Genomic DNA, 24662 nt, shown 5'->3' on the forward strand with positions numbered 1-24662 from the left:
CGGATGGTCTTCGTCGGCGTTCAGCCCAAGTCGAGTTCGGGCGCGGTGGCCAGGTATTCGATCTGCTCCAACGTCACCGGCACGGTGGAACCCCCGATGGGGGTGGTGCTGATGATGATCTATTGGGTGGTGGGAAGGGTGATGGAGAAGTAGGCGCTGCCGCCGTTGGATGGGTAGACCGCGAAGGGTGACAGTGGATCCGTCGGGCAACCTGGTAATGGCGCGATCCGGATCGATCCCGTTCAGGTACTCGTCCTGCGGAGAAGGCGCGGATCGGCCGCTGACGACGGCAATATCCAGGCGCCCGGCCCCGGCGGGAGATTCCACGGTGACCAGCTCGCAGACGTTGTCCTTACCGAAGTCGGTCAACCGGAGTGATCCGATCGGTCGGTCAGTGATCCGATCGGTCGGTCAAGGGTGAGATCGCTGTTGCTCGGCATATCCGCCCACCGCGCTTCGGGCGCCCGGTCGAGCCGATCCACCGTCTCGCGGGTCAACTCCGGCCCGTTCCCATCGGTGTCCGCCCCGCAGGACGGCATCAGCGGCACGGCCGGGACGACCTGCGCCGTCGCCCTCAGCGGCATGATGGTGGCGATCGCGGTCAACTCGTCGAGGGTCAAGGGAATGTGTCCGCTGGGCTTGGTGCCCACCCTCGGATCGGTGTTGTCGGCGTCGCCGGACGTGGCGACGACCCGGGTGCCGTCGGGAAGGTAGGCGACGACGGTGCGCTCGAGGGTGCGAACCCCGTTGATCTCGAACCAGCTGTCCAGCGAATCGAGCACCGTTCCGTCCGGGAGGGTGTCGCGTCGATCCAACGCCCCTGCCACGCACGGCGGGACGGGACGGTCCCAGGCCCGGACATCGACCGTCAACGTTCCGACGTGCCCGTCCCGGATCAGCGAGCCGCGGGCGGCGGTCGATCCGCTGAACAGGTCCGCATCCCCCTCCCGGGGGAAGGCGGACGCGTCGTAATCGGCGATCGGTTCGAACTCCAGAGACTCGCGTGGACTGGCGAAGACCAAGTCCACCGAGTCCGGCAACGCACTGACGACGGCTTGTGTCATCGCTGCCGCCTTCGCCCTGGAGAACCACGGATACTTCGGGTTGTCGTACTCCTGCGAGCCGACGACGGCGAAGTTGACACGTTCAGGATCCGAGGGCGGTTCGACCACAGCACACCCCGGTATCCGCGTCGGGTACTGCGCTGTCCCGCCGTCTCCGCTTCCGGTCCTCGACCACGACTGCCCTCCCCCATCCTTGCTCACCGTAACTCAGGCGGCCGCCTCCTCGGCCCGAAAATCTGGTGCGGCGGACGCCCTGCCTACGGCAGACTGTGCCTGGTGATCCTGACGATTTCCACGACGGCGCGCCCGGCAACCGATCTCGGGTACCTGCTGCACAAGCACCCCGATCGGGTTCAGGAGTTCACCCAATCCTGCGGTGTCGCACGCGTGTTCTATCCCGAGGCGAACGAAAATCGTTGCACGGTAGCGTTGTTGCTCGATGTCGATGCGATCCGGCTCGCCCGCACGTCGGGCAGGTCCGCCGACTACGCGCTCGGCCAGTACGTCAACGACCGGCCGTACGCCGTGTCGTCGCTGCTGTCGGTGGCGTTGGCGGACGTCTTCCGCACCGCCCGTGCCGGACGGTGCCCCCTCAAACCGGAGTTGGCCGCGACGCCGATCCCCCTGGAGATTTCGCTGCCCGCACTGCCGTGTCGCGGTGGACCGGAACTGGCCGAACAACTATTCACGCCACTCGGGTGGACCGTCGAGGCACGCCCCGTGCCGCTCGACGATGCGTTTCCGGAATGGGGCGACTCCCGCTATGTCCGGCTCACCCTGCGCGGCGACATCCGGCTCGCCGACGCTCTCAACCACCTGTACGTATTGCTTCCGGTGCTGGACGACGCCAAACACTATTGGGTCGCCTCCGACGAGGTCGACAAGCTGATCCGGGCCGGTGGATCCTGGCTCGCGGAGCACCCGGAGAGAACCCTCATCACCCGCCGTTACCTGCGGCATCAGTCCGCCCTGACGCGCTCGGCGTTCGAGCGGCTCGCCGAACTCGGCGACGACGTGGCGGAGCGGTTGGAACCACCGGTCGACGAGGAGCCCGGCAGCGACGCGGCGGTCGCGGCGGAAACCGTGGCCGCCCCGCCGCTGAACCTGCTTCGGCGCGAGGCGGTCCTCGGAGCCCTCGGCGAACTCGAGGCCCGCACGGTCATCGACCTCGGATGCGGTTCCGGTCAACTCGTTTCCGCGCTGCTCGACGATCCCCGTTTCACCGAGATCGCCGGGGTGGACGTGTCGACCCGGGCGCTGACGATCGCCGCACGTCGGCTGCGGCTCGATCGCATGCCGGAGCGCCGCCGCGAGCGTCTACAGCTGTTCCAGGCGGCCCTCACCTACACCGACCACAGGTTCGCCGGCTACGACGCGGCCGTGTTGATGGAGGTCATCGAGCACATCGACCCGCCGCGGCTCACCGCACTCGAACAGGTGATCTTCGGTGCTGCGCGGCCCGGGCACGTCATCGTGACGACACCCAACTCCGAGTACAACGTGCGGTACGCCGACCTCGTGGGAATGCGTCACCGAGACCACCGCTTCGAGTGGTCCAGGGCCGAATTCCGTTCGTGGGCAGGCAACGTCTGCCAGGTCCACGGATACTCCGCCGACTTCCGGCCGGTCGGCGAGGACGACTCCGAGGTCGGTTCACCGACTCAGATGGCGGTTTTCGCGCGGGCGGGTGGTTCCGATGCCTGACATCTCTGTGCCGGCTCTGTCGCTGGTGGTTCTCGTGGGTGTGTCCGGCAGCGGCAAGTCCGGCTTCGCTGCGCGGCATTTCGCCCCGACCCAGGTGCTGTCGTCCGACTTCTGCCGGGGGCTGGTCGCCGACGACGAAAGCGACCAGGCCGCAACCTCGGACGCCTTCGACGTGCTGCTCTACATCGCCGGGACCCGGCTGCGGCGTGGTCTGCTCACGGTCGTCGATGCCACCAATGTGCAGCGTGAAGCGCGCAAGGCACTGATCGATCTGGCCAAGTCCCATGACGTCCTGGTGGACGCGATCGTGATCGACGTTCCCGACGACGTCGCGATCGCGCGCAACGCGACCCGACCGGACCGCGACTTCGGTGCACACGTGATCCGACGGCAGCACAAGGACCTTCGGCGGTCGCTGCCGAGGATCGGCCGCGAAGGCTTCCGGCGAGTGCACGTGCTCTCCGGTGTCGATGCCATCGACTCGGCGTCGGTGTCGATCGAGAAGGCCTGGACCGACAAGCGTGATCTGACCGGACCGTTCGACATCATCGGCGACGTCCACGGCTGCCGAAGCGAACTGGAAACGCTGCTGCGGGAACTCGGCTGGCAGCTCCAGTCCGACGGCGCCGGCGCCTACCACCCCGAGGGGCGGACCGCGGTGTTCGTCGGCGACCTGGTCGACCGCGGACCGGACACCCCGGGAGTGCTGCGCCTGGTGATGGGCATGGTGGCGGCAGGAACGGCGCTGTGCGTCTCAGGCAATCACGAACAGAAGCTCGCGCGGGCGCTGCACGGCCGGAAGGTCGCCGCCTCGCACGGTCTGCAGGAGTCGCTCGATCAGCTTGCCGCGGAACCCGACGACTTCCGTAAGTCGGCGCACGCGTTCATCGACGGTCTGATCAGCCACTACGAACTCGACGGCGGAAACCTGGTGGTCGCGCATGCCGGGCTGAAGGAGGCCTACCACGGCCGCGCATCGGCGCGGGTTCGTTCGTTCGCCCTCTATGGCGACACCACCGGCGAGACCGACGAGTACGGGCTACCGGTGCGGTACCCGTGGGCCCACGAGTACCGCGGGCGGGCCGTCGTCGTCTACGGCCACACGCCCGTTCCGGAGACCGAGTGGATCAACAACACCATCTGCCTCGACACCGGGGTCGTCTTCGGCGGCAAGCTGACCGCCCTGCGCTACCCCGGTAAGGACATCGTGTCCGTTCCGGCCGAGCAGGTGTGGTTCGAACCGGCGCGACCACTCGACACGGGGCGGGCCGCACCGGGTCGTCGGACGCAGCGCGATCCGGCCCTGTTGTCGATCGACGACGTGCGCGGAACACGGCACCTCGACGTCCGCTACAACAAGGGACGCATCAAGGTGCGTGAGGAGAACTCCGCCGCCGCGCTCGAGATCATGAGCCGGTTCGCCGTCGACCCGCGCTGGCTGGTGTACCTGCCGCCGACCATGGCTCCGCCGGCCACCTCGAACCTCGACGGCTACCTGGAACACCCTGCGCAGGCCTTCGCCGAGTTCGCGGCGAGCGGGGTCACCGAGATCGTGTGCGAGGAGAAGCACATGGGTTCCCGGGCGATCGCCGTGCTGGCCTACGATGCCGCAACCGCGGCGGAGCGGTTCGGTGTCACCGACGGAAGCTCGGGGATCGTCTACACCCGCACCGGCCGACCGTTCTTCGACGACCCGGCCACGATGAGCGAACTGGTGGCGCGGCTCCGCACCGCGTGCAGGCCGCTGATGGACGACCTCGGGTCGTCGTGGCTGGCGCTCGATTGCGAACTGCTGCCGTGGTCGGCGAAGGCGGGAGAACTGATTCGCAGCCAATACGCGTCGGTCGGCGCCGCGGCGGGTGCGGCGCTGCCGGACGCGATCACCGCGCTGGAACGGGCCGCGGCGCGGGGGTTGGACGTCGCAGACCTGTTGGCTCACAACCGAACCCGCGCGGCCAACGCCCGGCGTTTCAGGGACGCATACGCGCGGTACTGCTGGCCGGTGACCGGCCTGGACGGAGTGCGGCTCGCGCCGTTCCACATCCTCGCCTGTGACGGCCGCGCGACTGCAGTCACCGAACCGCACTCCTGGCACCTCGCGAAGCTGGCGACACTCGACGATCCCCTCATCGCCGCGACCAGGCACCAGCTCGTCGATCTCACGTCCGACGAGTCCCGGGACGCGGCGACCACCTGGTGGTCGCAACTGACCGATGCCGGCGGTGAGGGCATGGTGGTCAAGCCACTCGGCCCCACACCCGCAGAACTGGCGCACCGGAGGATTCAGCCGGGCATCAAGGTGAGGGGACGGGAATACCTGCGAATCATATACGGCCCCGATTACACCGAGAACCTCGATGTTCTCCGCGACCGATCACTCGGCCGCAAACGATCGATGGCCCTGCGCGAACATGCGCTCGGTCTCGAGGCGCTGACCCGGCTCACCGAAGGCGACCCGCTGTGGCGCGTGCATGAAGCGGTGTTCGCGGTTCTGGCGCTGGAGTCCGAGCCGGTGGACCCACGGTTGTAGCCGTCACGGGTTGCTCTGCCTGCGCGCGGTGATTGCGCCGTGAGGCCTGGAGCCGGTCCCCGTTCGGGTATGTGTCTCGATCACCTCGAAGCCGGCCTGGACCAACTGCCGGCTGAGTTCTGCAACCGGCCATCGATGGGCAGTGGTGACGGCATGGTCGAAAGTCTCCACGGTTGTTCCTTCGAAGAACCCGACCAGCAGCCCTCCGCCCGGTCGGATCACGCGTGCGAACTCGGCGAGCGGAGTCTGGATGTCTTGCGGACCGTGGTGAATGAGCGAGTACCAGGACAGCACACCACCCAGTGATTCTGTCGCGACGTCCAGCGTCTCGAAGCTGCCGATTTCGAAGGAGAGGTCCGGATACTGCGCGCGGGCCCGCTCGACGAAATCGGGCACCAAGTCGACTCCGCACGCAGCGACTCCGCACGCGGCCAGGAAGTCGGTCCACTGCCCCGGACCACACCCGGCGTCGAGCACGGGTCCCGTCAGTGAGGCAGCCCAACTGCTCACCAGGGCCCGATCAGACGCGTGTGTAGAAGTCATGGAGCCGAAGAGATCCGTGTATTCCGAGGATCTGGCCGAGTACGACTTCCGGACGATGCCGCCCGGCTGGGTTCTCGCGTTCGCCATGCCGTCAATGATCGTCGATCGGGTGCTGTTCACGCCGAACGTCCCCGCGGGCGAGTCGGCACTTGGCGTCGACAATCACCGTACGATCGCTGGGACCACCCGCGACGGACCGTCGTCGTCTCGCGATCGATCACAGTGTGTGGCTGAGCAGCGTGCAGAAGGATGGAGAGCGGAATGTCCAGCTCAACGGTGACATTGCCATGTTGATCTACTCGATGAGCGTCTCGGTGGACGGCTTCATCGCCGACCGGACGGGCGGATTCGGGTGGACGGTGCCCAACGACGAGCAGTTCCGTTTCCACATCGAGCAGATACGCGGGCTCGGCGGCTATCTCTGCGGCCGTAAGCTCTACGAGACCATGCTGCCCTGGGAAACCGACCCGTCGATGCGCGACCACGAGCCCCAGGCCGCGTTCGCCGACGTCTGGTGCACTGTCCCGAAGGTCGTCTTCAGCCGCACGCTCGACAGCGTTCACGGCAACGCCCGGCTCGCCGAGGCGTCGGTGGCCGAGGAAGTCGCCGCAGCGCTCGACGCGACCGACAAGGACGTCTCGATCGGGGGCGCCGGTCTGGCCGCGGCAGCAATCGAGCTCGGCCTCGTAGACGAGCTGCGCATGTTCCGCAATCCGATCGTCGTCGGCGGCGGCACGCCGTTCCTGCCGCCGGTCACCGAAGACGTTCCGCTGGACCTGATCGAGACCAGGACATTCGGCTCGCGCGTGATCTATGAGCGCTGGGCATGCTCACAGGTCGGCAGCTAGGCAAGGGTGCAGATGGTGTGTGGCTGCACTCGTGTCCGCGTCCTATGAACTGCTGCCGAATGGTCCGGGTGGCGGCTGGACGGGATAGGCGGCGACATCCATGACCACCGAGCCCTCGCACGGGCCGCTGTCGATGTCGGTACGCCAGGAACCGGTCAACGTCCCGTCTGGCTGGGGTGTGTAGTACGCAACCGAGTGCGCGGGTGCCCACACCTTCGGCACGCCCTCGCCCTGGTAGCAGTCCCACTCCCAGTCGTAGGTGTGGACCCAGCTGGTCCCGTCCCAGGTGTACCGAGGTGGTAGCGGCAGCGTTGGATTGGCCGGCGTGGGCCCATCGGTCACGGTGGCAACGCAGGAGTCGTCCGTGCAACTCGTCTCGAATCGGTACGTATCAGCGAAGTCGGGCTCCCACTGCCGCGCTGCCAAACTCGTACCGGTCTTCGTCGCGGCGAAGCGCTTCAACGAGTACTCCCCGGACCAGGACGGCTGCGTTGGTGCAGCCCCCACAGGCACAGCCCCGGCAACCGACCAGGATACGATCAACGCGACTATCAGCAGTGACTTGCGCATAACGCGATTGAAGCACAGGTGTCGGCAGCACAGTGGGTATCGGTGTCCGCAGCGGTGGCCGGGATCGCGGTGTCTGTGGCGGCCCTCGTGTTCCGCTCTGCACAGAGGAACAGGTCGCCGCACGCCTGCCAATCCGCGGAACTCCGCAGATCAGGACCGTGATCAGATCACCGGTCTGGGGCAGTGAGTGGCGACCTGTTGCCCGTCGCGATGGTAAGAGTAGTTCGCCCCTCCGACAGGGGCGATCCGCTCCGCCCGCCACAGCGCGACCCCGGGGCTGTAGCGGGCGGAGAGCCACCTCACGGAACCCCGCGCGACGCTGCGCCCCATCGGCGACGATGAGTTTTGCATTGGTTCCCAGTCAGTACCTACATCGATCAAACGTGACTCGAGGAGAACGACATGACCGCGACCTACACTTTCGACGTCTTTTCCAGCCTCGACGGCTACGGCGGCGTCAGCGACGGAGACTGGGGAGGGTACTGGGGCAAGCAAGGCCCCGAGTTGCTCGACCACCGCCTTTCTCTGTACGGGTCGGAGCAGCGGATGGTCTTCGGGGCCAACACGTATCGGGCATTTGCACAGATGCTGGAATCGAGCACCGAAGAGTCCGAAGTGCGTGACCCGTGGGTCACTCGGATGAGGAGTCTGCCGGCAACGGTGGTGTCGACGACGCTGGAAGGACCTCTGGACTGGCCGGACGCGACCATCGTGAGCGGCGACGCCGTCGACGTCGTCGCCCGGCTCAAGCAGGAGTCCGACGTGCCGCTGCGTTCCCACGGCAGCCTGTCGATGAACAGGGCACTGTTGGCCGCCGGCCTCGTCGACCGCCTGCAGGTGACGCTGTTCCCGGTGATCACCGGTCAGACCGGTGACGACCCGATCTTCCAGGGTGCGGCCGACTTCGACCTGGAGCTGATCGAGCACCGGACGCTCGACGGTCACATCCAGGAGCTGATCTACCGACCCACGCTCCATTGACCTACCGATTCCCGATGCGCGAGTGGAATTTCCGGTCCGTCTTCGACGGATCGGCATACCGAATGGCATCATCCGTGTCCACGGGCGAGGACGGGACGCCGACCGGGGTGACGTGGCGGTCTTGCTGCAGCTGTGGCCCGCCGAGCACCCGTTGCCACTGACGACGGTGAAAGTCGGTGATTCCTACGTCCCGCGCTGTTGCCGGCCCACGAACTGTTCGACCTCGAACGCCTCGTCGAGGAGCGGCAGATGGAACTAGAAGTCTGGGGAGAGTTCGACGAAGAAATTGGCGGCGCACCCGCGGGTGGCAATTCCGCAGGCGAGACCGCATTCACCGACCTGCCCGAGTTCATCCCGTTCGCCGGGCTCGACGGCAACCTGCTCTTCATCGACACTCACTGCAATGCTGTCCGATCTTGCCGACTGCCGTGAGACCGGAGCGGCGTTCGATGGTGGATGGACGCCCGCTGTGTCCGACGGAAAACTGAACTGGCAGTACCGGCCCTGAAACAACGCACCGATGAGAACTCGCCTGCTGGACTCTCTACACGGATGTCGAGAATGCGGCGCCGGCTCCGTCCCAGGCACATCAGCGGCCACGACAGGCCGCGCGACCACTAGGGAGAACCACATGACGATTCAGCGGATGGACCACGTGAGCGTCGTCGTCGACGACCTCGAGGCCGCTATTGCGTTCTTTGTCGAACTCGGCATGGAGCGGGAGGGCGCGGCGCAGATCGAGGGACCTTGGGTGGACCGCATCAACGGGCTCGACGGCGTCCGAGTCGACATCACGATGATGCGGACCCCGGACGGCCACGGCCGGCTCGAGCTGACGAAGTTCCACCACCCGACGGCGGTCAGCGCCGAGCCGAAGAACGCTCTGGGGAACACGCTGGGTCTACGGAGCATCATGTTCGCCGTCGACGACGTCGACGCCACAATCGCCGGTCTGCGAGCCCACGGTGCGGACCTCGTCGGTGAGGTGGCGCAGTACCAGGACAGCTACCGGCTCTGCTACGTCCGCGGACCCGCGGGCATCATCGTCGCGTTGGCCGAGGAGCTCGGCTGACGGCACGTCCTGCGACAGCGGATCGACGACCATGCCGGTCTGCGCAGGAATCTAGACTTTCGTGCGTGGTCGATCCGATGCATTTCGAGGCGCACGCCGCCATCTACGGTGAGGCGCGGCCGCCGTATCCGCCTGCCCTGTGGGACAGTCTTCGCGGTCTCGGTGTTCTCGAGCCCGGCCTCCGCGCCCTGGACATCGGAGCGGGAACGGGGCAGGCGACCGGTCCCCTGATCGCCGCGGGCCTGAACGTCACGGCGGTGGAGCCCGGCCGCCGGCTCGCCACACACCTTCGACATGCACATCCCGAAGCGGCCGTCATCGTCGAACGCGTCGAGGACGCCGAGCTTCCGGAGAAGGCCTTCGATATCGCAATCGCGGCGACATCGATTCACTGGATCGACCTCGATATCGCTCTTCCGAAGATCCACCGCACGCTGACCAACAACGGAGGGTTCCTGGTGTGGCGGAACGTCTTCGGAGACCCCGATGCCAGGACTCCGTTCCGGGAGCATGTCGCACGGATCGTGCAGGACCGTCGCACACCACCTCGCCCCGGATCCGATCCGGAGGATGTTTCAGCGCTCACCGCGGAGTTCACTCGTTCGGGCCTGTTCGCCGTCGACGTGGTCCGTACGTTCCGGTGGAACATTGAGCTGAACGACCGGCAAGTGTTCCGGCTGTTCTCGACGTTCAGCGACTGGACCGCAGAGGAGGCCGACCGCGCTGCCGCCGCTGTCCGGGAACTCGGAAACACCGTGGTCGAGCACTACATGACCTGGCTCGTGGCACTGACCCCCGCCAACATTCCCTGCGCGGATTGGCGGTAGATCGGCGGGGCGGCAGCCGACAGAGGTAGGCCGTGCCGTCCGTCACCGGGTTTTCGATGTGCACGCCACCACCGCGGCATCGTAGAGATGCCGCGGAACGCTCCGCCCCAGCCCGAGCGAACCGCGCCCCCTTACCCGGTTCGGCCGTCGTCGGCGGTGTCGCCTCGCCCCCGGTCGAGCAACTGCATGACGGTCGTGGCGGTGACGCTGTGGACGAACAGCGACAGGACCACGGCGAACGCGGCCGTCGACCACAACGCGCTCTCCTGATCGATGCCCGCGACCGCGGCAGCGAATGCGAGGTAGTAGATCGAGCCGACGCCTCGGATACCGAAGAACGCGGTCACCCGCCGCTCCTGGACCGTCATCTCGCGGCAGCCGAGCAACGCCACCCACCCCACGACCGGACGGATCACAACGACGAGCGCCACCGCAACCAGGACCCCACCCCAGGTCAGGTGATCCAGCAGGCCCGACGTGAGCGCGACGCCCAGCAACAGCAGCACGGCGAGGGTCAGGACGTGCTCGAGTTGTTCCATCACACAGTGCATTTCCGCGTGATACGTATGTGCCCGCTCGATCCGACGGAGCGCGACCGCACACGCGAAAACGGCGAGAAAGCCATACCCACCGACGAATTCGGTGAGCCCGTACACGGCGAAAGTGGCGGCCAGCGCGACGATCGGTTCACCACTCTCGGCCAGCCGCACATGCGGAATCGGGAAGTGGAACACCGCCCGGCCGAGCAGGTACCCGGCGACCGCGCCGATCGCCGCGCCCAGCACGGACTTGCCGACCAACTCCCACAGGAACCACCGTGCGATCCAATCCTCGGCCGGACCCTTCGTGATCAGGAACAACGCCAGATAGACGAACGGAAACGCGAGAGCGTCGTTGAGTCCGGCCTCCGACGTCAGAGCGAACCGCACCTCGTCGTCCTCACGGTCGGAATCGTCCCCCGACGACGGTCCCTCCACCTGGACGTCGGAGGCCAGCAGGATCCGTCGGAGCGAGCACCGCACCGCACCGCACCGAGCAGCAGCGCCGCAACCGGTGTCAGCGCCGCCGCCCACCAACCGAGGACCGCCACCGCGGCGATACCGAGCGGCATCGCGATGCCCAGCAGCCGCCACGTCGAGTTCCACGACCGTAAGCCGAGCGGCCGGTCGATCGCCAGGCCGACACCCATCAGCGCGACGCTGACACACCCCTCGCTCACATGCTCGGCCACCGCGGGATGCGCCACCGGAGACACCAGATCGACGTTTCCGAGAAACACTCCCACCACCGCTCCGACCGCGAGCACCACCAGCGGCGCCGATACCGCCCGGTTGCGCACGATGCGCGGAACGGTCGCGGCGAGCAGCAACGCCACACCGGCGGACAGGTAGACGACGTCGGTATTCACGATGATCCCGCGCACCTTTCGTGGAAAGGGAGGACAGTGAAGAGTTCACGGAAATCGACTCCCCGAAACGCCGGTCACATGCCCCGTACCTATCCCACCAGCAACCGGCGGTCGTCCAACCGCTCTCGGATCACGTCCGCCACCGCTGTTCCACAGCGGACGACCTCATACGCCTCGTGAATCGCACAACATCGCGCCAGTGGCGGACGTCGCGGCCCCGGAACGAGGCGCATCTCACCGGCTGCGCGAAAGGTCGACCGGTGCGGCCCAGCCGCGCCCATCGGCCGCCACCCGACAACGGGATTCATACATCCGCGCTGCCGACCGAGAAAAACACTGTCCGAGAACTGGCCGGTCGGATAGCGGCCACTCGTTCCGTATTCACCTTCGGTGCCGGTCCTCCGTCCACTCATGAAGGGAGAGCGGGTTACACAGGGGTTTGCCAACGCAAGAGCGCCAACGCAAGAGCACAGCGAGAATGCATCCACAGCGGACGCTTCCTGAGTCCTGACAGCGGTCAGAACGCCTCAGGATTCCAGGTGGCGACCGCCCAGATCACGACGGCGTTGAGTGCGATGATCGTGATCGACCACCACGGGTAGTAGGGCAGCCACAGGAAGTTGGCGAAGATCGATACAGCGCAGATCGTCATCGCGCCGACACGCGCCCAGCCGGCCCCGGTGAACAATGCGGCACCGATCCCGGCGACGATCACGCCGAGCACGAGATGAATCCATCCCCACGCTGTGACGTCGAATTGGTAGGTATATTCGATGCCGGCGATGATCACCTGATCCTTGGCGATCGCGGAGATCCCTTGAAGGAATTCGAGAACGCCGACAGTGACGAGGAGAACCGCCCCGCCCATCGACGTTCCTTGTGCCACACCCTGTTTGACCAGCGATTGCTCGGACATGAACGTTCCCTTTCGAGTCGAGCCCTCCCGCGGGCCGCGACGCGTCATCGACGGCCCGTCCCATCAAGCCTGACACGCGTGCACGACAATCAGCAGACCTCCGGAGATGAACAGATGAGCTCCGAAACATGAACAGATCACCCTCGAGGCGCTATGTCGTGTGCGGCGCCGTTTCCAGCCGGGTCCGGGCATCATCGGGACTGTCAGGTCAGCGTCGTGGCCCTCGGCGCTCTCCGCGTCCTCAGCGCCCGCGCCGGGACCACCGACGGCGAGAACGGGTTCATCATCGGGCTGCTCTAAGTCGAACTGCAGACCGGCCGATCCTCTCGCCACGCAGGAGTCACCACTCCAGACCTCGGTGTGACAGACGGACATTTCGGGTATCCCGCGAGTAGTGCTCGGTACCGGCCGGGCGGCAGGCACCTCGATCCGGGCCCATCCTGATTGCGGCACCTCGCGTCCAGCCACGGTCACCGAACCCTATCGAGAACAGTGGGTTGGACATGTCGGACGGCAACGATGAGCAGGCACGGGACAACGAGTGGAACTACCGTGCTCGCCACGAGACCGAAACCCAACGACTCGACCGAAACTGGGCGGCTCTGCTGCAGGAACTCCGCGTCGTGCAGACCGGAGTGCAACTGCTCACCGGGTTCCTGTTGACGTTGCCGTTCCAACAGCGCTTCGAGGATCTGACGGACTTCGAGGTCAGGGTCTACCTCGTGACGGTCGCCCTGTCGGTCCTGTCGACGATGCTGCTGGTCGCACCCGTCGGGATCCATCGCATGTTGTTCCGCCAGCACGCGCTCCCGACACTGGTGTCCACCGCGCACAAACTGACGGCCTGCGGCATCACCACATTCGGGGCAGCACTCGTCGGGGTCGTGCTGCTCATCTTCAGTTTCGTCATCTCCCCGAGGGTCGGCCTCGTTGCGGCGGCAATCGCAGCGGCCATCTTCTGCGGGCTGTCCCTACTCGCCACGATCCTGCGCCTGCGGCACCGCATCGACGACGACCGCCCACCCTCCTCGGGCGACTGACGAGCCTGCCACGGCGCCTCGCCGCACTCGTATCGGACGGGTGGGCAACCCGTCGAGACCGTCGCCCAGCGCACCTACCCGACCCGACACGAGCACCACATCCGGGCTACCCCGCGCACTCGGGCGGTTACAGGTTCGGTTCTGGTCGCGGCCCGTGGTACTGGCGTGCGCAGGCACCGGCGACTGCCGCGGACCGTGACACGGATCGTTCCACGGATGCATCACGCCTGGAGCATCGAGGATGTCGACCTGTTCAACAGCGTGACGCGGCAGTGGATCGAGACCGGAACCGCCGCACCGGGACTCCGGCCATGCAAGAAGGTGGAGTGCTGACCCATTCCAGCGCTCCACGGTGCTGCCGACCAGCTGGAGCGGCGCACTGTGTGGAGAATCGGGCATCGGTGCCACCCTGTACGGCCACGGCCCGCGGCGCCACGGGTACGTCGTGACCGCCCAAGCCCGCGCCGGGCATCTGGGCGGAAGGTTCCGATCACCTCTGGGCGCCGCACCGGGGCGCGGTGTAGGCGGCGACGGTGGCCTCCACCGCGTCGTCCAACGGAGTGGCGTGGTCACCGAGCACGGCGGCGTACGCGGTGTGGTCGACGACGTGGTCCTCGTCGAACTCGTAGAGCATCTCGACGGTCTCGCGGATCGGTGGCACGACCGTCCCGATGAGGCGCAATTGCCAGGCCCGGACCGGGCGCAGCCGCAACTGCGCCGCGGCGAGGCCCGCGGCGGTGGCGGCGAACTCGCGGGTGGTGCCTGTGGTGGCATTCGGGATGTGCCAGGCACTCCCCCAGGTCGCCGGTGTCTCGCTCAACCGGACCAGCGCCTCACCGAAGTCGGGGACGTAGGTATAGGTGTGGAGGCGGTCGGGATCGCCCACTACATCCACCCGCGCGCCGCGGCAGATCGGTGTGAAGAAGCGGTCGCCGACCGCGGATGCGATGACGCCGGGCCCGAAGAAGTCCGATGCCCGCCCGGCGACGACGCGCAACCGCCCCGCCTGGTGTGCGTCGGCTAGGTCGCGCCACATCTGCGCCCGCACCCGGCCCTTCCGAGTGGTCGCGCCCAGCGGGAGCGCCTCGGTGAGCGGTCCGGAAACTGGGCCGTAGCCGTAGACGTTCTGCCCGGCTACCAGGCCCCGCCAGGCGGTCCGACCATCGCCGCACAGACCGCGGTGTTCGCACCGATCGTCGACGCGCTGGCCGACCTCGACTCCCCCGAGCTGCCCGCCGAGGAGCTCGCCGTCGTCTGGACGGCGTTCCATGGCGCCGTGACTCTGGAGATCAATCACCACCTCGTCTGGCTCGACGATCCGGCCGCGATGTACGAGCTCGCAGTGCGCCGCGCGTTCGCCGGCGCCGGGCTCCCCACCCCCGCACCGAACCTCCGGAGTCGATTCGACCAGTGGGCAGCCACCACCCACCCGTGAGGTCGGCGCCGACCGATGATTCGGCTGACTCATCGACCGGCGCGCGGGCGTGAGCCGATCGCATTGCGTTGCAGCATTGCCGCAGGTCAATACCTCTACCTGCGGCGACACGCCGATTATTGCGGGTGTTCCCCATCATCTACATTCCCCGTAAGTGCTACGGTGATCGGTGTGCCCAAGTCGACCACCCCGCCCGAAGCGTTGCTGCGAAGCGTCGCATTCGTCGTTTCCGATCTCCATCGGGTGGGGCGCGCACAGCTCGATGCTGCGCTGGCCGACGAAGGGTTCACGCTTCGAATGCATTGGATTCTCGCGTGCCTGAAACAGGAGGGTGAGCTCACCCAGCGTCAGGTGTGCGACGTTCTCGCCGTCGACCGCAGCGACATGGTGCGCCTGGTCGACGGCCTGGAGAAACGAGGATTCGTGGTGCGAAGAAAAGACGCCAAAGATCGGCGAAAGCATCTGCTCACGCTGACCGAGGACGGTGAAAAGGCCGTGGCCCGGACCCAAGATCTGGTCGAAGGGACCACCGACAGGTTGTTCGCCGACCTCAGTGCGAAAGACCGCCGGACCCTGCACCGCCTTGCGCTTCGCGCCCTGGGCCATCCCAAGAAATACGCCGACACCGACGTCTGACACCGAGGCGACCACCGCCGCCGGCGCGCCGCTCGGCTCATCGAACTTTCGGGTGCCGGGCCCCGGCCTGCCCACCCCAGAGAGGAACAACGGTTCTCCATGTCCGTCTCACTCAGCGAACGGATCCTTCCCACCGCATTCACTCGCGGTGACCTCGCAGCCCCAGCCCGCACCCTCCTCGACATCCTCGAGGCGACCGCCCATCGGTACCCGGACGCGCCCGCCATCGACGACGGCGACAGCTCGCTGACCTACGCGGAGTTGATGGAACGGGTGGCCGAGGGCGCGCGGCAGCTCGCGAGCGGCGGTGTCCGCGCCGGCGACCGGGTGGGCATCCGGATGCCGTCGGGTTCGCGGGAGCTGTACCTGGCGATCCTGTCCACTCTCGCCGCCGGCGCCGCGTATGTCCCGGTCGACGCCGACGACCCCGACGAACGCGCCGAGCTCGTGTTCGGCCAAGCGCGGGTCAAGACGATCGTCACCGCGGAAGGCGCCCAGACGACGGCGTCGGTGCCGGCCGAAGTGCGTGTCCCGACACCCGACGACGACGCCTGGATCATCTTCACCTCCGGATCCACCGGCACCCCCAAGGGCGTCGCGGTGACCCACCGCAACGCCGCCGCCTTCGTCGACGCCGAGGCCCGGCTGTTCCTGCAGGGCGCCCCGCTCGGCCCCGGCGACCGGGTACTGGCCGGGCTGTCGGTGGCCTTCGACGCGTCCTGCGAGGAAATGTGGCTGGCGTGGCGGCACGGGGCCTGCCTGGTCCCCGCGCCCCGGTCGCTGGTGCGCACCGGCATGGACCTCGGCCCGTGGCTGATCTCCCGCGAGATCAATGTCGTGTCCACCGTGCCGACCCTGGCCGCACTGTGGCCCGTGGAAGCGCTGGAATCGGTGCGGCTGTTGATCTTCGGCGGCGAGGCCTGCCCACCGGAACTGGCCGCGCGCCTGGCGGTTCCGGGCCGCGAGGTGTGGAACACCTACGGCCCCACCGAGGCCACCGTCGTCGCCTGCGCCGCGCAGATGACGGGAACCGGACCGGTGCGCATCGGACTGCCCCTCGACGGCTGGGATCTGGCGGTCGTCGGCGCCGACGACCATCCCGTCGCCGAAGGTGAGGTCGGTGAGCTCATCATCGGCGGCGTCGGGCTGGCCCGCTACCTCGATCCTGCCAAGGACGCGGAGAAGTACGCGCCGATGCCGACCCTGGGCTGGGACCGCGCGTACCGCAGCGGCGACCTGGTGCGGCTGGACCGCGCCGGACTGCTGTTCCAGGGCCGCGCCGACGACCAGATCAAACTCGGTGGCAGGCGCATCGAGCTCGGCGAGGTGGACGCGGCTCTGCAGGCCCTGCCCGGGGTCGCCGGGGCGGCCGCCGCGGTCCGCACCACCGCCTCGGGCACCAAGGTGCTCGTCGGCTACCTCGCCGCACCGAGGAATTTCGACGTCAGCGCCGCCAGGACGTGCCTGGCCGGACAGCTTCCGGCCGCACTGGTGCCCCGACTGGCGGTCCTCGACGAGCTGCCCACCCGCACCTCCGGAAAAGTGGACCGGGCCGCGTTGCCCTGGCCGCTGCCCGGGGCCGGCACGCAGAACACAGCGTCCCCGGCCCTCGCGGGCACCGCGGCCTGGGTCGCCGAGCTGTGGACCCGGATTCTCGGCGCCGAGGCCGGCGGGCTCGACGACGACTTCTTCGCGATCGGCGGCGGCTCCCTCAGTGCCGCCCAGCTCGTCAGTGCGCTGCGGGAGCGGTTCCCTGAGGTCACCGTCGCCCAGCTGTACGACCACCCGCGGCTGGGGTCACTCGCCGAGTTCCTCGACGACCTCGCGCCCGCCGCATCGGTGGAGCCTCGCACGGTGATCCCCACGCCGCGGCGCGCCCAGTGGACGCAGCTCGCACTGTCCGTACCTCTGACCACACTGACCGGACTGCAATGGGTGACCTGGCTCGCCGTCGCGAACAACGTCCTGGCGTGGTTTGTCGATGTCGCCTGGGCCCCGACCCTGTCCTGGTGGGCGGTGGCGGCGATGTTCCTGGTGTTCATCACCCCGCTCGGCCGGATGACCATCTCGGTGGTCGGTGCCCGCGTCCTGTTGCGGACCGTCACACCGGGCACGTATCCGCGCGGCGGGTCGGTGCACCTGCGGATCTGGCTGGCCGAGCGGCTCGCCGAAGCCAGTGGCGCCGCGAACCTGTCCGGCGCGCCGTGGATGATCTACTACGCCCGAGCTCTCGGCGCCCGGATCGGCCGCGATGTCGACCTGCACACCCTGCCCCCGGTGACCGGGATGCTCGCACTCGGCGACGGCTGCTCGGTCGATCCCGAGACCGACCTGTCCGGGTACTGGATCGACGGCGATGTCGTCCGTGTCGGGTCGATCAGAATCGGTGAAGGCGCGACGGTCGGCGCCCGGTCGACACTGCTGCCCGGCGCGGTGATCGGGCGTGACGCCGAGGTCGCGGCCGGGTCCGCGGTGATCGGCAAGGTCAAGGCCGGTCAGCGCTGGGCCGGGTCGCCCGCCGCCAAGACCGGCAAGGCGCATCACCCGTGGCCGGCGCAGCGTCCCGAGCCGGCGTCCCGATGGGTGCCGGTCTACGGACTGACCTCGCTGATGTTGTCCGCGATGCCGCTGATCGCGCTGGGCTGCGGTCTGCTGTTGCTCGGTTGGTGGATCCGCGGCGCCGACACCGTGGGCGCCGCCGCCGCGGCGGCGCTGTCGATGCTTCCTGCCGCAACCCTGCTCGCGCTGGTCGTGTTCGCCGTCCTGACCGTGCTCGCGGTCCGGTTGCTCAGCATCGGTCTCCGCGAGGGGTATCACCCGGTGCGAAGTCGCATCGGGTGGCAGGTCTGGGCCACCGAGCGTTTGATGGATTCCGCCCGTACCTTCCTGTTCCCGCTTTACGCGGGCATGCTCACGCCCGGGTGGCTGCGTCTGTTGGGCGCGAAGGTCGGGAAGAACGTCGAGGCTTCCACCGTTCTGCTCGTGCCGAAGTTCACCACGGTCGCCGACGGCGCGTTCCTCGCGGACGACACCATGATCGCGGCCTACGAGCTCGGCGGAGGATGGCTGCGAATCGAACGGGCCAAGGTCGGCAAACGCGCCTTCCTCGGCAACTCCGGCATGACCGGGCCCGGCCGGCGGGTACCGAAGAACGGTCTGGTCGCGGTGCTGTCCGCCGCACCGAACAAGTCGAAGCCCGGCTCGTCCTGGCTGGGCAGCCCACCCGTGCGACTGCGGCGCGCAGCAACCGAATCCGACTCCGCCCGCACCTTCGCCCCGCCGCCGCGGCTGAAGGTCGCCCGAGCCGCCGTCGAAACGTGCCGGCTGATCCCGGTCACGATCAGCTTCGCGATCGGACTCGGCGTGCTGTTCGGGCTCGAGGCCTTGGCCGGCCGCGCCGGCTACCTCGTCGCGGCCGCACTCGGCGGTGGCGTCCTCATGCTCGCGGGCGCGGTGGCCGGGGCGGTGTCCGTGGCGGCGAAGTGGCTTCTCGTCGGACGGATCGACGACGTGGAGCATCCGCTGTGGAGTTCCTTCGTGTGGCGCAACGAGGTCTGCGATGCCTTCGTCGAGACGGTCGCCGCGCCCTGGTTCGCGCGGGCGGCCACCGGCACCGCCGCGCTGAATACTTGGCTGCGTGCCATGGGCTCCCACCTCGGACGCGGCGTGTGGTGCGAAACCTATTGGCTCCCTGAGGCCGATCTGGTACACCTCGGCGACGGCGCCACCGTCAACCGAGGCTGCGTCGTGCAGACCCACCTGTTCCACGATCGCATCATGAGCATGGACACCGTGACGCTCGGCGCGGGCGCCACCCTCGGACCGCACTGTGTCGCCCTACCCGCCGCCTCCCTCGGCGAGGGCGCCACCGTCGGCCCCGCCTCATTGGTGATGCGCGGGGACACCGTCCCATCGTCCACCCGTTGGCAGGGCAACCCCATTGCACCCGTGACCTGACCGGCCTGATCACCCGTCTGCCCATCGGTGAGGAATCGAGATGAATGCATCTGCGGGTCGAGCGGTGCTGGTCGGTGTCGATGGATCATCGGCCGCTCGCAGGGCTGCAGTATGGGCAGCGGCGTTCGCCTCCCGCACCGAGGCACCGCTGCGGCGCGTGCATGTCCTTCCGGAGGCCCTCTACTTGATGACCGACGCCGCGGTCATGGGGCAGGGGCAGGCCATCGCCCAGCACCGCGCGGCCGGTCAACGGTTTCTCGATGATGCGTCCACCGAAGCCCGGCTCGGGTTCCCGGGGGTCGACGTGCACACCGAGCTGGTGCCCGGTCCGACCGCTCCGGCGTTGGCGGCAGCGGGTGCAACCTCGGGGATGATCGTGCTCGGTGCCGGCACCCCCTCGGGTGTGGGGGCCCTCGCGGCGGGATCGACCGCCATCGCACTGGCCAGGCATGCCCGCTGCCCGATCACGCTGTGCCGCCGACAGTCCGAGATGCTTCCGGATCGGCGGCCGGTCGTCGTCGGCATCGGCGACGGTGATTCCAGCGCAGCCGCAGTCTTGTCCGCCTTCGATTTCGCGCACCTGTTCGGTGCACCGTGATCGCCGCCCATGCGTGGTCGCCTCGACAGGCGGCGGGGAACGTGACCATCCCCCTTCTCGTCGACCGGGACGCTCTTCAGAAGTCCGAACTTGATGTGCTGGCCGCACACCTCGTCGAGATGAGGGAGCGGTACCCGGGCGTCGCGGTGACGGAGGTGGTCGAGCCGACAACTCCGGCCCGGTTGATCCTCGATCAGGCCATGGACGCGCAACTGGTTGTCGTCGGCAGTCACGGCCACGGTCGTCTCGCCGGCGCAATCCTCGGGTCGGTGAGCCAGCACCTCCTCCGCCACAGCCCGTGCCCGATCATGATCCACCGCGCACCGCACCACTCGAATGCCTGAGCAGTGGTGCGTGGAGTTCCGCCTTCCCCATGAGCGGCGGGCTTTACCTCACTCTCGGTAGGTCGGTGCGGGTGGGCCGGTGACCGGGCCGAGGACGGTCAACCACCGGTCGTAGAAACGCGTCCACGTTCCGTCCGCGCGTATCCGTGCGAGGGTGCCGTTCACCACCCGCACGAGGGCGGTGTTCGTCTTGTTGATACCGATGCCGTAGGGCTCGGTTTCCAGTGGCGGACCGACGATCTGGAGGGTCGGGTCCTGAGCGGCCAGACCCGCGAGGATGGCGTCGTCCGTGCTGACGGCGTCGGCCTGACGTTGCTGCAGAACCATCAGGCAGTCGTCCCAGTCGGGAACCGCGACGATCGTGGCCTGTGGCTGGATCCGCTGAATCGTGGTGAGTGACGGGGTGTCGGCGGCGGCGCACACCCGTTTACCGGCCAGGTCCGCGGGCCCGGAGATCTCCGACCCGCCGGCTACCAGCACACGGTGGTGCGCCTCGAGGTAGACGGTGGAAAACGCCACCCGCTCGGCGCGCTGGCACGTGATCGTGAGGGTTTGCGCGACGATATCGACCTGATTCTTCTCGAGTGCGTCAAAACGGCCGGCGGGGGTGAGGAGTCGGAACTCGACCTTCGCCGGGTCGCCGAGGAGATCGCGCGCGACCTCCCGCGCCACGTCCACGTCGAATCCCTCGAGCGTGTCTGTACTCGGGTCGCGGAAGCTGAACAGATTGGTGCTCTGGTCGACGCCGACGATCAGCCGGTCCCTCGCGAGGATGTCGGCGACCAGCCTCCCCGGTGACGCGGGGCCCGCCGGGACGGATGGCCCCGGACGCAGGCTCGCCAACGCCCCGCACGTGGACGGTGCCGCCGGCGCCGCGGGGGCGGTGCCCGACGGTGGGATGATCTGCGTCCCGTCCGGCAGGGACAGTTGCGTGTAGTCCCCCGTCACGGCAGGAGTGACGCGGTCGGGGGTCGCACAGCCGGCGAGGACGGCGCCGACGGTCGCGAACATGCCGACGAGGGCACGAACGCGGGATGCTCTACGCCCGTGGTCATGCTCGGTGCGGGGACCGGTCAGCATCGGCTTCACCTCACCGGCGGCATCAGTGGTACTCGTTCAGTCTTGGCCAGATACCCCCGCCGACGGAAAACCCGGCGAGGACGCCGAGCACGACGGCAGCCACAGTGAGAAGCGAGGTCGAGCGATACGCCTCGGTCGTGGCCTCGCGTTCCTCGCCCGTCAATTGCTTGATCGCGGACTGCAATGCCTCGTCGAGTGCGGAAGACTTGGCGGTCGGCGCGAGCGCCCCGGTATCGACCGCCATGGCCGCGGCCGCCGGATAGTCCCCGTTCACGAGTGTCTGCTGGAGCAACTCGTGGGTACTCCGCCAGCCCTCGAACGCAACGGCGGCGTCGGCGACCCCGCCGGCTGAGTTCCGGTGGTGGTCGAGTATCCCTGCCAGGACCGTGGAATGCCGCGAGAAGTCGACCTCGGATTGTGGGTCCGAACCGCGCTGCAACACCCCGAGCATCTCATCCGCCCGGGCCTGTTGCGCCAGGATCCGGGCGGCAGCGATCGCGCTGAGAGGCTGCGCCCCATCAACCCTCGCGCGCTCCCCCGCCGAGGTGGACATCCCGAACGCCGTCGTCGACCACACCAGAAGGGTCACCATGAGGAGCATGGCCACGATCAGTCCGGGGTTGAACAGTCGTCGGCTCTTACGGGTCAGGTACACGTGCGCGAGCACCAACCCGACGAGAGCGGTGGCCGTCACGGCGAACGTCGCCACCGGCAGTCGGGTTGTGCGCGCCTGTGTCGCGGCCACCGCCTTCCACTGCTCGGCGCACAGGCGGTGCGCCAGCGGAAGGATGGTGCCCTGCATCATCGACGAAGCGCTACGGAGATACGTGATTCCGATCGGGTTTCCCCAGCGATCGTTCGCGCGGGCGGTGGAGACGAGACTGGTGTACTCAGCGAAGCGTCTCGACACCTCCGACAGCAGTCCGAGGGCTTCCGCGTCCGCCGGATCGACGCCGTTCGAGGCGGTCACCAACGCGTTGGAGGCATCACCGACGGCCTGGTTGTAGCGTTCGCGTACCACCGCCGGTTCGACCCCGCCGAAGATGAAGGACGCCGCGGCGGTGGCATCCGCGATCGACAGCGCACTGTAGAGGTTCTGCGCCGCGTCGGCGAGAGGTTCCGAGTAGGTCCGCAAGGTCTCGATTTCCTGTTGACGCGCGGCGTTGATCGCCGAAGTCACCGTCCCCGCAGCGAGGGTGGCTACTACCAGGACCACAGCGAGCACCGACAGTCGCCCGGGGGTCGACATGAGAAACCCTCGCCAGGATGATTGAAGTCGTCGAGGCTCGATGAGTAGAGACTCGTCCAGCGCGTGCGGGTCGTCGACCACGGTATCTCCGCGTAGGAACACCAGACCTCCTCCCCACACACACTGCTACCAAGCCTGATTCGGCGACACGCCACCCGAACCGTGGCGCCGGACCGAATTCGGATGTCCCATTCTCACCCGACCACGACGACGGCGAGGCAGCCGCTCGACCCACCGAACACGATTCTTCGGTTCGCTTCGACCACGACCACAGAGACACGGCTACTCCCAGTCCCGAGGTCCACCACCGCCCGACCAGCGGCAATGGCGCGGTATCTCACTTCTTCGCAGAGCCGGCCCGCCCTGCGGGTCGAAATACGCTGTTGCCCATCGCTCTTGTGGTGTTCGATTCGTCCTTCCTGGTGCGCGCAAATGTCATCGAACATTCATCGGGTAGTCATTTCGCGTACACCGTGACGGCACCCACCTCCTCGAACTCGGGAGTGCCACCTGCGCCCCATCTTGGCATGAGGCGGATCAAGACACCCGCAGCGGGCACCACCCGTTGCGCGTGCGGGGGCGAGGGCGCAATACCGGATGGGTCACTCGTCGGGAAGTTCTCCGGTGATCACGAAGATGACGCGGCGACTTATCTCGACGGTGTGATCGCAGAACCGTTCATAGAACCGACCGAGCAGCGTGATGTTCACCGCGGACGCGGCACCGTACAGCCACTCGTCGCTCTTGGTGGCTGCGAACAGCCGGCGCAGCAGCTCGTCGGTTCGATCGTCCGCCCAGATGAGTTCCAGCGCGGCCACCTGGTCGCGGAAACGCAAGACTTCTTGCGCCGCCGCGGCCTGCGCCGTCGCCGCGGCGCCCATGTCCGAGATGATGGCCCGCAGCTCGTGGGGAACGACCGGTTCGGGGTAATGGAGCCGCGCCACCTCGGCAATGTGCGCCGCCAGGCTGCCCATCCGCCGTAGGTCCGCAATGTTGTGTATGCCGCTGATCAACGCCCGCAGGTCCTGAGCCACCGGTTGCTGACGGGCAATCAGGGTGAGCGCGCGATAATCGAGCTCGCGGCCCCGGGTATCGATGTCCGCACACACCTCGGCGGCCCGGTCGGCCGCGGCGCGGTCGGTATCGAGTACGGCGCGCGTGCCGCAATCGATGGCCACCTCGGTCAGGGCACACAGCTCGACCAGGTCGTCTCTGATCTCCTCGAGCTGTTCGTCGAATTGTTCCCGCATTGCCCAATTTCTTCCAACGATCGACTACTCCGCGATCCGAGACACCCGACGCGGGTTCGGCGTGGGGATACCCGCCCCTTCCCGGCGGAAACAATTTATTCTCGCCCGTACCCCGGCGGAGGGCAGCGACCTGATTCCCTCGCCGCTCAGGCCCGATCCGGGCTAGGAAACGCCGCCCGCGGAGCCACCACGACGATCATCGGCATTCGGACGTCCGGGTACCAACCCCGCAGCCAGCCCGACCACCGCCACCGGCCGACAGCGATCACCTCGGCACCGGTCTTCGGCTCCGCCACGGGCGCAGCGGGGGGCGCGGCGGGCGCGATGGGCGCCATCCTCTGAAGTTTCTCGCGGGCGAGCCGCTCGACCAGAAGCGGAACGAAGTCCCGCACCTTGCCGTTCGCGAAATGCTCGTGCGCCGAGTGCACAACCTGTTCGATGCTCTCCCGAGGGAGTTCCGGGAACCGCATACCGAGGCGGTCGATGACTTGATCGATGTGCAGGAGCTCTTCATCGTTCGTCATGACAAAATCCTCCGCCGGGTTGCAGGCGGGGTCAATGACCAGCGGTACATCGTCAGCGCGGTCTCATCTCCCCGTGGAACAAATGG

Annotated in this window: 22 protein-coding genes and 1 pseudogene; 14 read left to right on the plus strand and 9 right to left on the minus strand. The window is 67.6% G+C overall.

Annotation, left to right across the window (positions count from 1 at the left end; translation table 11 throughout):
- Positions 1-3 precede the first annotated feature (3 nt).
- Positions 4-153 carry a hypothetical protein gene (locus I1A62_RS46305; RefSeq protein ID WP_257890773.1) on the plus strand — a complete coding sequence of 50 codons (150 nt, stop codon included), beginning with the start codon at positions 4-6 and terminating at the stop codon, positions 151-153.
- 212 nt (positions 154-365) lie between these two features.
- Here the strand turns inward: I1A62_RS46305 and I1A62_RS10020 are convergent, their stop codons facing one another.
- The gene (locus I1A62_RS10020; protein WP_257890774.1) at positions 366-1172 is read right to left on the minus strand and encodes a hypothetical protein; all 807 of its coding nucleotides are present in this window, start codon (positions 1170-1172) and stop codon (positions 366-368) included.
- A gap of 168 nt (positions 1173-1340) precedes the next feature.
- Between I1A62_RS10020 and I1A62_RS10025 the strand changes: the two genes are divergently transcribed.
- On the plus strand, positions 1341-2768 hold the full coding sequence (locus I1A62_RS10025) for a 3' terminal RNA ribose 2'-O-methyltransferase Hen1 (RefSeq protein WP_219458620.1): 1428 nt from the start codon (positions 1341-1343) through the stop codon (positions 2766-2768).
- Positions 2761-5298 carry a polynucleotide kinase-phosphatase gene (locus I1A62_RS10030; RefSeq protein ID WP_219458621.1) on the plus strand — a complete coding sequence of 846 codons (2538 nt, stop codon included), beginning with the start codon at positions 2761-2763 and terminating at the stop codon, positions 5296-5298. Before I1A62_RS10025 ends, I1A62_RS10030 begins: the two co-directional genes overlap by 8 nt.
- Before the next feature lie 3 nt (positions 5299-5301).
- On the opposite strand, the gene I1A62_RS10035 is transcribed toward I1A62_RS10030, so the two are convergent.
- Positions 5302-5928: a class I SAM-dependent methyltransferase gene (locus I1A62_RS10035; protein WP_219458622.1), complete on the minus strand. Its 627-nt coding sequence runs from the start codon at positions 5926-5928 to the stop codon at positions 5302-5304.
- A gap of 200 nt (positions 5929-6128) precedes the next feature.
- Between I1A62_RS10035 and I1A62_RS10040 the strand changes: the two genes are divergently transcribed.
- Positions 6129-6689, plus strand: a complete 561-nt coding sequence (locus I1A62_RS10040) for a dihydrofolate reductase family protein (RefSeq protein ID WP_219458623.1) — start codon at positions 6129-6131, stop codon at positions 6687-6689.
- A gap of 42 nt (positions 6690-6731) precedes the next feature.
- On the opposite strand, the gene I1A62_RS10045 is transcribed toward I1A62_RS10040, so the two are convergent.
- Positions 6732-7259, minus strand: a complete 528-nt coding sequence (locus I1A62_RS10045) for a hypothetical protein (RefSeq protein WP_124394023.1) — start codon at positions 7257-7259, stop codon at positions 6732-6734.
- 402 nt (positions 7260-7661) lie between these two features.
- Here I1A62_RS10045 and I1A62_RS10050 point away from each other — a divergent pair, with 402 nt between their 5' ends.
- From I1A62_RS10050 to I1A62_RS10065, 4 genes are all read left to right on the plus strand, one after another.
- Complete coding sequence (locus I1A62_RS10050) at positions 7662-8240, plus strand: dihydrofolate reductase family protein (protein ID WP_124394022.1); 579 nt, start codon at positions 7662-7664, stop codon at positions 8238-8240.
- A 249-nt stretch (positions 8241-8489) separates the two neighbouring features.
- Entirely contained in the window at positions 8490-8672 is a 183-nt protein-coding gene (locus tag I1A62_RS10055; protein WP_124394021.1) for a hypothetical protein, read from the plus strand.
- Between the two features lie 199 nt (positions 8673-8871).
- Positions 8872-9312 carry a VOC family protein gene (locus I1A62_RS10060; RefSeq protein ID WP_124394020.1) on the plus strand — a complete coding sequence of 147 codons (441 nt, stop codon included), beginning with the start codon at positions 8872-8874 and terminating at the stop codon, positions 9310-9312.
- A gap of 65 nt (positions 9313-9377) precedes the next feature.
- A complete protein-coding gene (locus I1A62_RS10065) occupies positions 9378-10139 on the plus strand; it encodes a bifunctional 2-polyprenyl-6-hydroxyphenol methylase/3-demethylubiquinol 3-O-methyltransferase UbiG (protein WP_124394019.1) in 762 nt (253 codons plus the stop codon).
- Between the two features lie 131 nt (positions 10140-10270).
- On the opposite strand, the pseudogene I1A62_RS10070 reads toward I1A62_RS10065, so the two are convergent.
- A pseudogene (locus tag I1A62_RS10070) lies at positions 10271-11550 on the minus strand (cation:proton antiporter).
- 514 nt (positions 11551-12064) lie between these two features.
- Positions 12065-12463, minus strand: coding sequence for a hypothetical protein (locus I1A62_RS10075; RefSeq protein ID WP_219458624.1), 399 nt, complete (start codon positions 12461-12463; stop codon positions 12065-12067).
- 503 nt (positions 12464-12966) lie between these two features.
- Between I1A62_RS10075 and I1A62_RS10080 the strand changes: the two genes are divergently transcribed.
- The 6 genes from I1A62_RS10080 to I1A62_RS10105 all read left to right on the plus strand — a co-directional run bounded on the left by I1A62_RS10080 (position 12967) and on the right by I1A62_RS10105 (position 20473).
- Positions 12967-13503 carry a DUF6328 family protein gene (locus tag I1A62_RS10080; protein WP_124394017.1) on the plus strand — a complete coding sequence of 179 codons (537 nt, stop codon included), beginning with the start codon at positions 12967-12969 and terminating at the stop codon, positions 13501-13503.
- A gap of 1126 nt (positions 13504-14629) precedes the next feature.
- Positions 14630-14938 carry a TetR-like C-terminal domain-containing protein gene (locus I1A62_RS10085; protein ID WP_257890940.1) on the plus strand — a complete coding sequence of 103 codons (309 nt, stop codon included), beginning with the start codon at positions 14630-14632 and terminating at the stop codon, positions 14936-14938.
- 171 nt (positions 14939-15109) lie between these two features.
- Positions 15110-15574, plus strand: coding sequence for a MarR family winged helix-turn-helix transcriptional regulator (locus I1A62_RS10090; RefSeq protein WP_219458625.1), 465 nt, complete (start codon positions 15110-15112; stop codon positions 15572-15574).
- Positions 15575-15673: 99 nt separating this feature from the next.
- The gene (locus I1A62_RS10095; RefSeq protein WP_219458626.1) at positions 15674-19531 is read left to right on the plus strand and encodes a Pls/PosA family non-ribosomal peptide synthetase; all 3858 of its coding nucleotides are present in this window, start codon (positions 15674-15676) and stop codon (positions 19529-19531) included.
- 40 nt (positions 19532-19571) lie between these two features.
- A complete protein-coding gene (locus I1A62_RS10100; RefSeq protein WP_219458627.1) occupies positions 19572-20129 on the plus strand; it encodes a universal stress protein in 558 nt (185 codons plus the stop codon).
- A gap of 41 nt (positions 20130-20170) precedes the next feature.
- A complete protein-coding gene (locus I1A62_RS10105; protein ID WP_257890775.1) occupies positions 20171-20473 on the plus strand; it encodes a universal stress protein in 303 nt (100 codons plus the stop codon).
- Positions 20474-20521: 48 nt separating this feature from the next.
- Here I1A62_RS10105 and I1A62_RS10110 read toward each other — a convergent pair whose 3' ends face one another.
- From I1A62_RS10110 to I1A62_RS10125, 4 genes are all read right to left on the minus strand, one after another.
- Positions 20522-21553, minus strand: coding sequence for a glutamate ABC transporter substrate-binding protein (locus I1A62_RS10110; RefSeq protein WP_219458629.1), 1032 nt, complete (start codon positions 21551-21553; stop codon positions 20522-20524).
- Positions 21554-21575: 22 nt separating this feature from the next.
- Positions 21576-22904 carry a hypothetical protein gene (locus tag I1A62_RS10115; protein WP_219458630.1) on the minus strand — a complete coding sequence of 443 codons (1329 nt, stop codon included), beginning with the start codon at positions 22902-22904 and terminating at the stop codon, positions 21576-21578.
- Positions 22905-23404: 500 nt separating this feature from the next.
- The gene (gene phoU, locus I1A62_RS10120; RefSeq protein WP_124394009.1) at positions 23405-24052 is read right to left on the minus strand and encodes a phosphate signaling complex protein PhoU; all 648 of its coding nucleotides are present in this window, start codon (positions 24050-24052) and stop codon (positions 23405-23407) included.
- Positions 24053-24198: 146 nt separating this feature from the next.
- Positions 24199-24576, minus strand: coding sequence for a three-helix bundle dimerization domain-containing protein (locus I1A62_RS10125; RefSeq protein WP_219458631.1), 378 nt, complete (start codon positions 24574-24576; stop codon positions 24199-24201).
- Between the last annotated feature and the right edge of the window lie 86 nt (positions 24577-24662).

The organism is Rhodococcus sp. USK10, from assembly GCF_019378875.1.
GTDB lineage: Bacteria > Actinomycetota > Actinomycetes > Mycobacteriales > Mycobacteriaceae > Rhodococcus_F > Rhodococcus_F pseudokoreensis.

Bases quoted from the DNA above. Each gene is read 5' to 3' on its own strand.
- I1A62_RS46305 (WP_257890773.1), top strand. From the start codon at position 4: ATGGTCTTCGTCGGCGTTCAGCCCAAGTCGAGTTCGGGCGCGGTGGCC.
- I1A62_RS10030 (WP_219458621.1), top strand. From the start codon at position 2,761: ATGCCTGACATCTCTGTGCCGGCTCTGTCGCTGGTGGTTCTCGTGGGT.
- I1A62_RS10035 (WP_219458622.1), bottom strand. From the start codon at position 5,928: ATGGCGAACGCGAGAACCCAGCCGGGCGGCATCGTCCGGAAGTCGTAC.
- I1A62_RS10040 (WP_219458623.1), top strand. From the start codon at position 6,129: ATGTTGATCTACTCGATGAGCGTCTCGGTGGACGGCTTCATCGCCGAC.
- I1A62_RS10045 (WP_124394023.1), bottom strand. From the start codon at position 7,259: ATGCGCAAGTCACTGCTGATAGTCGCGTTGATCGTATCCTGGTCGGTT.
- I1A62_RS10050 (WP_124394022.1), top strand. From the start codon at position 7,662: ATGACCGCGACCTACACTTTCGACGTCTTTTCCAGCCTCGACGGCTAC.
- I1A62_RS10055 (WP_124394021.1), top strand. From the start codon at position 8,490: ATGGAACTAGAAGTCTGGGGAGAGTTCGACGAAGAAATTGGCGGCGCA.
- I1A62_RS10060 (WP_124394020.1), top strand. From the start codon at position 8,872: ATGACGATTCAGCGGATGGACCACGTGAGCGTCGTCGTCGACGACCTC.
- I1A62_RS10075 (WP_219458624.1), bottom strand. From the start codon at position 12,463: ATGTCCGAGCAATCGCTGGTCAAACAGGGTGTGGCACAAGGAACGTCG.
- I1A62_RS10080 (WP_124394017.1), top strand. From the start codon at position 12,967: ATGTCGGACGGCAACGATGAGCAGGCACGGGACAACGAGTGGAACTAC.
- I1A62_RS10095 (WP_219458626.1), top strand. From the start codon at position 15,674: ATGTCCGTCTCACTCAGCGAACGGATCCTTCCCACCGCATTCACTCGC.
- I1A62_RS10100 (WP_219458627.1), top strand. From the start codon at position 19,572: ATGAATGCATCTGCGGGTCGAGCGGTGCTGGTCGGTGTCGATGGATCA.
- I1A62_RS10110 (WP_219458629.1), bottom strand. From the start codon at position 21,553: ATGCTGACCGGTCCCCGCACCGAGCATGACCACGGGCGTAGAGCATCC.
- phoU (WP_124394009.1), bottom strand. From the start codon at position 24,052: ATGCGGGAACAATTCGACGAACAGCTCGAGGAGATCAGAGACGACCTG.
- I1A62_RS10125 (WP_219458631.1), bottom strand. From the start codon at position 24,576: ATGACGAACGATGAAGAGCTCCTGCACATCGATCAAGTCATCGACCGC.